General features: G+C 73.3%; 7 protein-coding genes. All 7 read left to right on the forward strand.

Translation table 11 applies throughout. The features are described from left to right. Window positions 1–9 precede the first annotated feature (9 nt). The 7 genes from Q9S36_RS33285 to Q9S36_RS33315 are packed head-to-tail and all read left to right on the forward strand — an operon-like array spanning window position 10 to window position 12702. Window positions 10–975: a MoxR family ATPase gene (locus tag Q9S36_RS33285; protein WP_311289103.1), complete on the forward strand. Its 966-nt coding sequence runs from the start codon at window positions 10–12 to the stop codon at window positions 973–975. Further along, entirely contained in the window at window positions 972–2351 is a 1380-nt protein-coding gene (locus Q9S36_RS33290) for a DUF58 domain-containing protein (RefSeq protein ID WP_311289104.1), read from the forward strand. Before Q9S36_RS33285 ends, Q9S36_RS33290 begins: the two co-directional genes overlap by 4 nt. Continuing rightward, window positions 2348–4858 carry a transglutaminase-like domain-containing protein gene (locus tag Q9S36_RS33295; protein ID WP_311289105.1) on the forward strand — a complete coding sequence of 837 codons (2511 nt, stop codon included), beginning with the start codon at window positions 2348–2350 and terminating at the stop codon, window positions 4856–4858. The genes Q9S36_RS33290 and Q9S36_RS33295 overlap by 4 nt, the downstream gene beginning before the upstream one ends. Further along, window positions 4855–6276: a DUF5684 domain-containing protein gene (locus tag Q9S36_RS33300; protein ID WP_311289106.1), complete on the forward strand. Its 1422-nt coding sequence runs from the start codon at window positions 4855–4857 to the stop codon at window positions 6274–6276. The genes Q9S36_RS33295 and Q9S36_RS33300 overlap by 4 nt, the downstream gene beginning before the upstream one ends. Further along, complete coding sequence (locus Q9S36_RS33305) at window positions 6273–6887, forward strand: hypothetical protein (RefSeq protein WP_311289107.1); 615 nt, start codon at window positions 6273–6275, stop codon at window positions 6885–6887. Before Q9S36_RS33300 ends, Q9S36_RS33305 begins: the two co-directional genes overlap by 4 nt. A 20-nt stretch (window positions 6888–6907) precedes the next feature. Then, window positions 6908–8215, forward strand: coding sequence for an RDD family protein (locus tag Q9S36_RS33310; RefSeq protein ID WP_311289108.1), 1308 nt, complete (start codon window positions 6908–6910; stop codon window positions 8213–8215). After that, window positions 8212–12702, forward strand: coding sequence for an FtsK/SpoIIIE domain-containing protein (locus Q9S36_RS33315; protein WP_311289109.1), 4491 nt, complete (start codon window positions 8212–8214; stop codon window positions 12700–12702). Before Q9S36_RS33310 ends, Q9S36_RS33315 begins: the two co-directional genes overlap by 4 nt. Window positions 12703–12731: the final 29 nt, after the last annotated feature.

Raw genomic sequence — 12731 nt, forward strand, 5'->3', positions numbered from 1 at the left:
GAGGAACACATGACCGTCACCGCAGAGCAGGCCGCCTGGTTCGCCCGTACCTTCGGGCAGCTCGCCGACAACGTCGAGCGGGCGGTGCTCGGCAAGCGCCACGTGGTCGAGCTCGTCCTCACGGCGATGCTCAGCGAGGGGCACGTCCTCCTCGAAGACGTGCCCGGCACGGGCAAGACCTCGCTGGCCCGCGCGATGGGCCAGTCGGTGCAGGGGACCAACACCCGCATCCAGTTCACCCCCGACCTCCTTCCCGGTGACATCACGGGCGTCAGCGTGTACGACCAGAAAGAGGGCGTCTTCGAGTTCCACGCCGGCCCGATCTTCGCCAACATCGTGCTCGCGGACGAGATCAACCGCGCCAGCCCGAAGACGCAGGCGGCGCTGCTGGAGGTCATGGAGGAGGGGCGGGTGACGATCGACGGGGTCACCCGCAAGGTGGGCGTGCCGTTCCTGGTGCTGGCCACCCAGAACCCCGTAGAACAGGCGGGCACGTACCGGCTGCCCGAGGCGCAGCTCGACCGCTTCATGATGCGCACCTCGCTCGGGTACCCCGACCACGCCGCCACGGTGCGGATCCTCGACGGGGCCGCCGTCGCGACCGCCGATCTGCCGGCCATCATCACCCCGCAGACACTCATCGGCATGGCGGACGTCGCCGGGCAGGTCTACGTCGACGCCCTCGTCCTGGACTACATCGCCCGCCTCGTCGACGCGACGCGCTCGGCCGACGAGGTGCGGCTCGGCGTCAGCATCCGCGGCGCCCTGGCGCTGACCCGCGTCGTCCGCACCCGCGCAGCAGCGCAGGGGAGGACCTACGCGACCCCCGACGACGTCAAGGCGCTCGCCGTGGCGGTGCTCTCGCACCGCCTCATCCTCCACCCCGAGGCCGAGTTCGACGGGGTGACGCAGGAGGCCGTCATCGGCCAGGTGCTGCTCGACGTCGACCCGCCCAGCCGCCGAGAGGCCGTATGAGCCTCACCGAATCCCGTCTCACCCGCACGTCGGCGGTCACCGGCAGCGCCGGGGGCACCGAGCTCACGGCCACCGCGGCCGCGCGCCGCGAGGGCCCCGCGGCACGCGCGGCCCTGCGCGCGGTCGTGCAGTGGACGCGGGCGTCGGCCGCCGTCGACATCGCCCTCCACGCCGCCGCGCGCGCCGCCCTGAGCACCGTCCGTCCCGCCGGTGCGCTGATCGCGCTCGTCGCGACCGCGGGCCTGGGGCTGGGCATCTCATTCGGCTGGGTGGAATGGATGACCGCGGGGGCGGCGGCGCTGCTCCTGCTGGTGGCCGCGGTCCCCTTCCTCTTCGGTGCACGCGCGTACGACGTCGACCTGACCCTGCAGCACGAGCGCGTCACCGCGGGTGACGACGTCGTCGGCGAGATCGTCGTGCGCAACCACGGCCCCCGGGCTGCGCTTCCCGGCCGCATCGACATCCCGGTGGGGGCGGGGCTGGTGGAGTTCGGGGTGCCGCTGCTGCGGCCCGGTCATCGGGTCGTCGAGCCCCTCGAGATCCCCGCGCTGCGCCGAGGGGTGGTGCGGATCGGGCCCGCTACGACGGTGCGCGGCGACCCCGTCGGGCTGCTGCGCCGGGAGCGGTCGTTCGAGGACGTGCACGAGCTGTACGTCCACCCCCGCACGGTCGAGATCCCCACCACCAGCGCCGGGCTGATCCGCGACCTCGAGGGCAGCCCCACGCGTCGGCTCGTCGACGCCGACATGTCGTTCCACGCCATCCGCGAGTACGCACCGGGAGACTCCCGCCGTCAGATCCACTGGAGGTCCACCGCCAAGACCGGGCGCCTGATGGTCCGCCAGTACGAGGAGTCCCGTCGCTCCCGCATGGCCGTGGTGCTCGCCGCCGCCGAGTCGGAGTACCTCGACGGCGAGGAGTACGAGCTCGCCGTCTCGTGCGCGGCCTCGCTCGGGCTGCGGGCCGTGCGCGACGCGCGCGAGGTCGCCGTCGTCACCGGCTCCCGCATCCCGCGCGTGGTCCGCGGGCGGGTCCGCGCGATCCGCCACCTTCCCTCGGCTTCCCCCCGCGCGCTCCTCGACGGTTTCAGCGGTGTCGATCTGATCGAGAGCACGATGTCCGTGGCGGACGTGTGCCGCCTGGCGGCGGAGTCTGCGCGGAACCTGTCGATCGCCTTCGTCGTGGTCGGTTCCACGGTGGGTCTCACCCGACTGCAGCAGGCGGCGCTGGCTTTCGGCTCCGACACCGTCGTCGTCGGCGTCGTCTGCGATGAGCGCGCCCACCCCCGCATGCGCGCGGTGTCGGGCATGAACGTCCTCACGGTCGGCACCCTCGACGACCTCTCCGGGCTGCTTCTGCGCGGGGCCGCGTCGTGAGCCGGCGAACGGATGCCGCGCCCCGCACGCCCGCGCGGGGCGGCGCCTTCGCGCGCGTGGCCGCGGGACTGGTGTTCGGGGCCGCCGTCGCGGCACTCGCGCTCGCCGCGGCCTGGCCGGTGTACCGAACACCCTGGCTCGCCGTCACCGCCGGTGGCGCGGTCCTCGCCGCGATCCTGATCGCGGCCATCAGTGCCCGCCGCGGCTGGACCGGCTGGCCCACCGCCGTCGTCGTCGCCGGTGCCTTCCTGCTCCTCGGAGTGCCGCTGGCCGTCCCCACCCGGACAGGGGATCCGGCATCCTTCGCCCGCGGGCTCGCGGAGCTCGCGTCCGGGGTCGTCACCGGACCCAAGGATCTCGTGACCGTCGACCTCCCCGTCGGCGTCTACCGCAACCTCCTCGTCCCCGCGTTCCTCGTCTTCCTCGTCGGAACCGTCGTCCTGCTGCGGCTCGCGTGGCGTGCCGACCACGCCGCCTACGCCGCGGTGCCCGTCGCGATCGGCATGGTCTCGTTCGGTCTGCTGTTCGGCGCCGCCACCGTGAGCGACCCGCTGAGCGTGGGCTCTGTCGTCCTGTACGCGCCCGTCGAGACCGCCATCGGGGCGGGAACACTCCTCACCTGCCTGCTGTGGCTCGCGTGGCGCGGTCATGACGAGCGGGAGCGAGCGCTCGCCCGCGCCGTCGCCGGAAGCGGGGTGCGCCCGTACCGGCGGTCCTCCGGCGTCGATCGCAGACGGACGGCGCTGGGGGCGGGGATGATCGTCACCGCTCTGGCGGCGGCCGTCGCGGTCGTGCCGTTCGCGGCTCGCGGAGCCGAGCGCGACGTGCTGCGCGAGGCCGCCGGTCCCGAGCTCGCGATGTCGCGCGCCGTCAGCCCTCTCGTGGACTATCGCTCGCTGTTCGCCGACGACCGCGCCCGCGCAGAGCTGTTCACCGTCTCGTCTCAGGGCCCTGCACCGGAGCGGGTGCGGCTGGCGACCCTCGACGAGTACGACGGCAGCGTCTTCCGCAGCGGTACCGAGGGCGCCGCCGCCGATGCCCGGTTCGTGAGAGTGCCGGCGATGCTGGATGCCCGGGGCGCAGGGGCGGCCGATCTCGAGATCCGGATCGCGGAGTGGTCCGGGATCTGGATGCCGACGGTCGCCGGCGCGACCTCGGTGGGCTTCGACGGTCCGCGGGCCTCCGCACTCGCCGACGGCTTCTACTACAACCGCGATGCGGCCGCCGGTGTGCAGACCGCGGGCGGCGGCCTCGCGCCCGGCGACGTCGTGCGCATCGAGGCGTCCGTGATCGCCGACCCTGAACTGCAGACGCTGGTCGCTCCGGGAGCGCCGGCCTCGGCGGTGCCCGCGCCCGAGGCGCTGCGCACGTGGACGGACCGGCACGCGAACGGCACGGACGGCGCCGCGCTCGCCGGTCTCGTCGATCTCCTCCGCGAGCGCGGCTACCTCAGCCACGCCCTGACCGCAGGGGAGGAGCCGGCCGTCTGGACGCGGTCGCTCGGGGATTACGCGTTCCAGCCGAGCGCGGCCGGCCATTCGCTGGCCCGCATCCAGACCATGTTCACCCGGCTCCTGGAGCGCGAGACCGATCCGCGTGCGGCGGCGAACGGCAGCTACGTCGCCGCCGTCGGCGACGACGAGCAGTTCGCCACCGCGGTCGCCCTCATCGCGCGCGAGCTCGGATTCCCCGCGCGCGTGGTCGTCGGGGTGCGGCTGCACAGCGATGACCCCGGCCTCGCGGTGTGCGAGGACGCCGTCTGCCGTGGCGAGGATGTCGCGGCGTGGACCGAGGTCCAGTCCGCGGACGGCACGTGGGCGCCGATCGACGTGACGCCGCAGCACGAGGTCTCTCCCGCGCTCGATGTCACCGAGCAGCGGGATCCCGAGAACGTCACCGATGTGCGTCCGGATGCCGTCGAAGAGGTCGTGCCGCCCGAGCCGCTGCAAGAGGACACGGTGCGGCGCGACGACGAAACCGCGACGACGGGGCCCGACCTGGCGTGGCTGTGGCCCGTCCTGCGCATCGCCGGCATCCTGTCGCTGGCGCTTCTGGTCCTGATCGGTCCGTTCGCGGTGGTGCTCGCGGCCAAGGCCTCCCGCCGCCGCAGCCGCCGACGCGCGCCGACGCCCGCAGCCCGGGTGGCCGGCGGCTGGGACGAGTACGTCGACGCGGCGGTGGATGCCGGCCGCGAGGCGCCGCGCAGGCTCACCCGGCCCGAGCTCGCCGCGGCCTTCGGCACCGCCCACGGCGGGCTGCTGGCCGTCGAGGCCGACCGTGCGGTCTTCTCGGGGTCCGCCCTCGCGGCGGAGGACGCGGCCGCCTTCTGGCGGGTCGTCGACGGGGAGCGGCGCGCCCTCGCCCGCAGCCGGGGGTTCTGGCGCCGGATCGCCATGACCGTATCGTTGAGATCGTTCATCCGTCAGCTGGCGCCTTCGGGCACCGCGAAGCGCCTTGCCGAGAGGGGGAAGCGCCGGGCCATCGGCCTCGCGCGCACATCGCCATGACCACCGCAGACACCTCCATGGTCACCACCCTCGCGCTCACCTCGACGCTGCTGTCGGTCGTCGTCTACGTCTGGGTCGCCCTCGCGCTGGCCGCCGTCTTCCGCAAGAGCGGCGAAGAGTCGTTCAAGGCGTGGGTGCCGTTCCTCAACGTGTACACGCTGCTGCAGCTCGGCGGCATGTCGGGGTGGCTGGTGCTCCTGGTCTTCATCCCCTTCCTCGGCGCGCTCGCGCTGTGGATCGCCCTCGTGGTCGCGTGCCATCGCATCAACTCGGCGTTCGGCCTCGGCGTCGGCATGACGGTCCTCGCCGCCCTGGTGCTGCCGGTCTGGGCGACGATCGTCGGGTTCGGTCCCGCACGCTGGCTCGGAGCGGAGTCCGGGCCGCTGCGTGCGCGCTCGACCGCGGCGGAGCCGCCCCTCGCGGCGCCGCCGCGCACGCCGGGACCGCTGTTCGGCTCGCCGCCCGTCGATCCGGATCCTCGCGAGTCGTCGCCCTCACCTGCGAGTCGTCCGGCACCGGCGACACGCCCCGCACCTGCGACCGCCTCTTCGTCCGCGCCCGCGTCCGCAGCCCGTCCCGCGGCGCCCGCGCCCGCGTCCGCTGCAGCCTCCGCCCCCGTCGCGCCCGGGACGCCCGCGGCCCCGTCCGACGGCTGGGCTCCGCCCCCGATCGCCCCCATGCCCCGGTCGACACGGGTGCCCGAAGACGACGACGAGGTCACCGGCGCGATCAGCGGCGCACCGGGCCCGATCGCCGCTGTCCCGGGTCGCCCTCACGACGAGGAGCCGGCGCCGGCCGCGCGTCCGCGTCCCCGGCCGGCGCCCGCGGAGGATGTCTTCGCAGCCCCGCCCGCCGTCACCCGCATCCCGGCGCCTCCCCGCCCCTCCGAGGAGCCGTGGGCGCCGTCCCGGTCGCCGATGCCCGAACCCGACGGGTTCCCCGAAGCGTCGGGGGAGGTCTCGGCCGTTGCCGGGGCGCCCACCTCGGGGAACCCGCGCTCCGCGCTGTCGGCCGTCTCGGCACAGCACAGCCGGCCCGAGATCCCCGAAGACATCGACCACACCGTGATCGCCCATCGCCGGCGCGTCTCCTGGGTGCTGGTGCTGCCGACGGGCACTCCGGTATCGCTCACCGAAGAGGTCGTCCTGGTGGGACGCAGGCCCTCGCGCTCCTCGGCCTTCCCCGGGGCGCAGCTGGTCGAGATCGATGACGGCACCGTCTCGAAGACCCACCTGCGACTCGAGAAGGACGGTGAAGGCTGGCGCGTGGTGGACCTGCACTCCACGAACGGCACGGTGCTCATGAGCAGCGACGGTGCCGAGACCGAGATCGCTCCCGGCACCTCGCACCCCGCGCCCGCGCGGCTCCTCGTCGGTGACGCCGAGGTGCGCCTGGTCCCGGACGACCAGGCTCGATGAGCGAACCCGACGACGACACGATCCGCTCGGCGCGGTCGCGTGCCGGCGCGTCCGCGGACGAGACCCCCGACGACGAGACCGTGGTCTCTCGCCGTCGGGCCGCTCCGGACGACGAGACCGTGGTCTCTCGCCGCTGGGCCGCTCCGGACGACGAGACCGTGATCTCTCGCCGCCGGGCCGCGGTGCCCGCCGCCCTGCCCGATGACACGGCGCCCGACACGGCGCCCGACGACACGGTGGTCTCGGTGCGCCGGGGCGTCACGGACGACACCGTGATCTCGGCCCGCCGCGGCGCGTCCGCGAGCACCGTCCCGGCACCGATGCGTCGGAAGCCGCCGGCCGCCGCCGAAGAGCGCACCGAAGGCCTGCGCCGGGCCGAGGTCCCCGACGCGGGCGCACTGCGGAAGCCGTACGCTCCGCGGCACGCCGACCCGGTGCGCATCGCTCGCCCCGAACCGCATCAGGCCCCGTCCGGGGGACCGGTGATCGACCACGACGAGGCGCGGCGCGTCCGGCGCGTTCGCGTGCGACGTCATATGGTCGTCGGAGTGCTCGTGGGCGCGGGGGTCCTGCTCGCCGCGCTCGCCGTGCTCGCCCTGCTGCAGATGTGACGCGCCCTCGAGGAATGACCATGACCGATACCGCCACCGCGCCTTCATCCGCGACCTTCGGCGACGAACACGCCGACGACGCCGACCCCGCCGTCGCGGCGGCGCTGGGAATCGTCCCGGCCACACCGGGAGTCCGCGCCCTGGCCTTCTCGATCGACCTGGCCCTGTGGGGGATGCTGGTGGCGCCGGCCGTCGCGGGTGCGGTGTTGCTCACGGTGAACGGCCCGCGGGCCGATGTCGTGCTGTCGATCGTCCTCCTCATCGTCGGCTCGGCGGCGTCCGCACTGTTCGGGCTGATCCAGTTGATCGTGCACGGCCGTCGCGGGGTCACCGTGGGCAAGGCCGCGCTGCGTCTGCGCTCGGTCCGTGCGACGGACTACGGCCGACCGGGCTTCGGTCGCGTCGTGCTGCGGGCCCTCGTGCTGTGGCTGAGCGGCATCGTGCCCGTCGTCGGTCCCGCGGTTCTGTTCGCCTCGAGCCTGTGGGATCCGCAGCGGCGCGGGCGCAGCATCCTGGATCGCGTCGGCAGGCTGTGGCTCATCGACGCGCGCGCGGGCCTGGACCCCTTCGACGCGAAGGCGCTGCGGCACGCGCGCCGGGCGCTCCGCCCCCGCACGGACGGCCTGAACGAGCATCTGCCCGCCATGGCCACCGGCGTCGAAGTCGGCGTGGAGGACGCGCTGCGGATCCCCGACGACCGTTCGCGCGCCGGCGTCGTCGGGCCCGGGGGAACGGGAGCGCGGTGGGAGCTGGCGCTGTCGGCGCCGCCGCCGGAGCTCATCGACGGCGTCCCCGGGGCCGAGCCCACGGCACAGCCCGAGCCCGCACCCGCGATTCCGACCGCCGCATTCCATGCTCCGGTCGCCACCGTCGACCCCGCCGCCGCGGCCTCTGCCGCGACCGCCGCCTCCCTGCCCGCAGAACCGGCCCCCGCGCCCGATGTCGTCGCCGTCGCCGGCGCCGGCCCGGCGGGGGTGCCCCGTCGGGCGCAGCAGATCGTCCGCTTCGACGACGGGTCCCTCGTTCGGGTCCCCGCGTTCGGGCTGGTGGGCCGCGATCCCGAGCCGGCGCAGGGTGAAGCCGTCGACGCGCTGATCCGCCTCGAGGATCCCGAGCGTCTCATGTCGAAGACGCACGCGGCCTTCGGGCAGGACCTCGACGGCGTGTGGGTCCGCGACCGGGCCTCGCGCAACGGCACACAGCTGCGCTCCCCGGAGGGCGAGGTGGCGGATGTGCCGTCCGACGAGGCGGTGCGGGTCCTCCCGGGGTGGACCGTGCAGGTGGGCGGACGCTCGTTCGCGGTGATTGCGAGAGGTGCTGATTCGTGAAGCTCAAGCTGGGACTGCGGCGGGGCGTGGGGACCACGGTCGACGTGCTCATCACCGCCGACGCCACCGCCACCGTGCAGGACGTCGCGCACGCGCTGTCGGACGGCGACGCGCTCGCGGCGGGCGGGGGCGTCAACGCCAGCGAGGTGCCCACGCTCCTCGTCGCCTCTCCCGCGGGTCGCCCCGTCCAGCTCGACCCGACGTCGCTGGTCGGCGAAGCGCCGATCGGCTCGGGTTTCGACGCCTCCATCGTCCCCGCCGTCCCCGCCGCCGGTGCGGGCGGCCCGACGGCCGCGATCATGCGCATACACAGCGGTCCGGACGCCGGCCGCACCGTCCCGCTTCCGGCAGGCGCCAGCGTCATCGGGCGTGTCGCACCCGCCCAGGTGATCCTCGACGACCCGCTGGTCTCCAAGCGCCACGCCCGTGTCGAGGTGGACGAGGGCATCGAGCTCATCGACCTCAACTCCGCAAACGGCCTCGTGGTGGACGGCGGACTCGTCCAGCGCGTGCGCGTCATCCCCGGAAAGACGATCACACTCGGGGCCACCGACGTGTCGTTCGAGCTCGTGCCGCGCGTGGGCGGCGCCGACGGCCGCGTGCTCGAGCGCGGGGGCGCTCTGATGTTCAACCGGTCTCCCCGCGTGGAGGACCGCTACACGGGCCGCGAGTTCCGGCATCCGATCATCCCCACCGAAGCCGACCCGCGCATCTTCCCGTGGCCGATGATCATGGCGCCGGTCCTGCTCGGGCTCGGCATGTTCGCCCTCACCCAGCGACCCACGTCGCTGCTGATCGTCGCCATGGCGCCGCTGATGATGCTCGGCAACTTCATCGGCCAGCGCACCCAGCAGGGCAAGAAGCTGCAGCTCGAGATCGAGACGTTCGAGACGCAGCTCGAAGAGCTCGAGGACACCCTCGCCCACGAAGAGACGGTCGAACGGGATCGCCGGCGCGCCGAGGCCCCGGCGACGGCCACCGTCTACCAGAACGCCACATCACTGGGCTCGCTGCTGTGGACGCGGCGGCCCGAGCACTGGAACTTCCTCGGCCTGCGGCTGGGCGTGGGAGTCGGCCGCAGTCGCAACACCGTCCAGGAGCCGACCGATCAGCGCGGGATCGCCCAGTACGCCAAAGAGGTCGCGCGCGTGCGGGACCGCTTCGCGGAGGTCGAAGGGGTGCCCGTCATCGAGCTGCTGCCCTCGGCGGGAGCCATCGGCATCGCGGGCCCGCGCGAGCTGGCCGCCGACGTGGTCCGCGGACTGGGTGTGCAGCTGTTCGGTCTCCACGCCCCGAACGAGGTCGTCACGGCGGCCATCGTCGATCCGGGCTGGACGCGCGACATGGAGTGGATGAAGTGGCTGCCGCACACCACCAGCCCTCGATCGCCCTTCGCCGAGATGGCGCTCGCCGACAGTCAGTCCGCCGGAACCGCCCTGCTCAACGGCCTCGAGGAGGCCATCCTCGAGCGGCTCTCCGGGTCGGCGACCCGCCGCGGGCCGGTCGGCGAGAAGGACGCGTCGATGTCGCTCGGCAAGTACGTCGGCGAGCAGGCCGATCGCGGCTCGGGCGGCGTCGGGGACGTCTCGCTCGTGCTCTTCGTCACCCATGACGCGCCGGTGGACCGGCCGCGCCTGACGCAGGTGATCGAACGCGGCCCGGATGCCGGTGTCTACGCGATCTTCGTCGCGCCCACGGTCGAGTCCCTTCCAGCCGCGTGCCGCACCTTCATCGACGTCTCAGGCGGCCTCGACGAGGCCGTCGTCGGCTGGGTGCGCGCGGGCGAGCGTGCCCAGGACGTGGCGGTGGAGGGCGTCTCGCGCGAGTACGCCGAGATCTTCGCCAAGCGGCTGGCCCCGGTCGTGGATTCCAGCTCGGTCGCCGCGGACTCCTCCGACCTCCCCGCCAGCGTCTCATTGCTGCGTCTCATCGGAACCGACATGGCCACCGAGCCGCAGGCGGCGATCGAGCGCTGGCGCCAGAACAACTCCATCGTCGACCGCGCGCGCGGTCCGCGTCCGCGCCTGAAACGCGCCGGCACGCTGAAGGCCTACATCGGACAGGGCAGTCCCGACGCGATGTCGCTGGATCTTCGCACCCAGGGGCCGCACGCCCTCGTGGGCGGCACCACGGGATCGGGCAAGTCCGAGTTCCTGCAGGCGTGGGTGCTGGGGATGGCCGCCGAATACAGCCCCGACCGGGTGACCTTCCTGTTCGTCGACTACAAGGGCGGCTCGGCGTTCGCCGACTGCGTCGACCTGCCCCACTGCGTTGGCCTGGTCACCGACCTCAGCCCGCACCTGGTGCGCCGGGCGCTCACGAGCCTCCGCGCCGAACTCCATCACCGCGAGCATCTGTTCAATCGCAAGAAGGCCAAGGATCTCCTCGAGCTCGAGAAGCGCCAGGACCCCGAGACCCCGCCCGCGCTGGTCCTCGTCATCGACGAGTTCGCCGCCCTCGCCACCGAGGTGCCCGAGTTCGTCGACGGCGTGGTCGACATCGCCCAGCGAGGCCGCTCGCTCGGCATCCACCTGATCATGGCCACGCAGCGACCGGCCGGCGTCATCAAGGACAACCTGCGCGCCAACACCAACCTGCGCGTGGCGCTGCGCATGGCCGACGCAGCCGACTCGAACGACGTGGTCGGCGACGTCGTCGCCTCGACCTTCGACCCGTCGATCCCGGGACGCGGCATCGCCAAGACCGGTCCGGGACGCCTGGTGCCCTTCCAGTCCGGCTACGCCGGCGGCTGGACCACAGACGAGCCCGACCGTGCCCAGGTGCGCGTGGCCGAGCTGCGCTTCGGATCCGTGACGCTGTGGGAGCAGGAGGGCGACCGCGAATCCGACACGCACGACGAGGACCTGGGACCGAACGACCAGAAGCGCCTGGTCGCCAACCTCGTGCGCGCCTCGCAGGAAGCCGCCATCCCCGCTCCGCGCAGGCCCTGGCTCGACGACCTCGCCACCACGATCGACCTGCGCGACCTCCCGCTCGAAGGCGACGGCCGCATCCCGATCGGCCTCGCCGACATCCCACAGCGTCAGCGTCAGGAGGCGGTGTACTTCACTCCCGACACCGACGGCCACATGCTGGTCTACGGCACGAGCGGCGCCGGGAAGAGCGCCGCGCTGCGCACGATCGCCATCGGCGCCGGAGCGCGCCCCGACGCCGGTCGGGTCGAGGTCTACGGCATCGACTTCGGCACCGGTTCGCTGCGCTCGCTCGAGATCATGCCGCACGTGGGCTCGATCGTCTCGGGCGACGACGCCGAGCGCGTGCAGCGGCTGCTGCGCACCCTGCGGGGCGTCCTCGACGACCGCGCCAAGCGGTTCTCGGCCGTCAACGCCGCGACGCTCACCGAGTACCGCCAGATCAGCGGCGACACCGCAGAGCCGCGCATCCTCGTGCTCATCGACGGCTTCGGCGTCTTCAAGCAGGACTGGGAGACCACCTCCAGCCGCGCGCCGTTCTACGCGATCTTCATGCGGATGCTGGGCGAAGGACGTCCGCTGGGCGTGCACGTCGTCGCGACCGCGGACCGCTACGGCGCCGTGCCCACCGCGGTCAGCGCCAACGTCACCAAGCGCATCGTCCTGCGGATGAGCGACGAAGGCGCGTATTCGATCCTCGGCGTGCCCAAGGACGTGCTCGACGAGCGCAGCGCTCCCGGCCGCGCCATCGTCGACGGGCTCGAGACGCAGGTCGCCGTGATCGGCGGCACCACCAACGTCGCCGAGCAGAACGCCGCGGCCGAGGCGTTCGCGGCGCGTCTGAGGTCGGATGGCGCCGTCGAGGCCGGCGACGTCGGTGCGCTGCCGACCGAACTCGACGCGTCGCGGCTGCCGGCGCGGGTGGGGGAGTTCCCGGTCCTCGGCATCGGCGACGACACCCTCGGGCCCAAGGGGTTCGAGCCCATCGGGACCTTCGTCGTGGCCGGGCCGCCGCAGAGCGGCAAGACCACGGCCCTGCGCGGGATCGTGGCCGCTCTCGAGCGCTTCGACCCCGCGGTGCGCTTCTTCCACATCGGCGGGCGGCGCGCGGCGCTGAAGGATCACCGGTCGTGGGAGCGCGCGGAGTCTCAGATCGAAGAGGTGCGCGCCCTGGCGAAGGAGCTCAAGGAGATGGTGGCCCAGGAGCCGGCCGCCTCTCGCATCGTCGTCGTCGTCGAGAACATCACCGAGTTCAGCGACACCGACGCCGAGCGGCCGTTGAAGGAGCTCTTCCAGGCCGTCAACCGCAGCGATCACTTCCTCGTCGCCGACGGTGACGTCGCCCAGCTCTCCAGTGGGTTCGGTCTCATCGGCGAGCTCAAGGCGGGCCGGCACGGGGTGGCGCTGCGGCCGGAGTCGTACGACGGCGAGTCGCTGTTCAAGCTGCCGTTCCCGAAGGTGCAGCGCCACGAGTTCCCCGCCGGCCGCGGTCTGTTCGTCGAGAACGGCCAGATCGTGACGGTGCAGCTGCCCTTGGTCCCGGCGGGGAGCTGACCGCACGGCCGGCTCGTTCCACCGCGGTG

Source organism: Microbacterium sp. ARD31 (assembly GCF_031844425.1).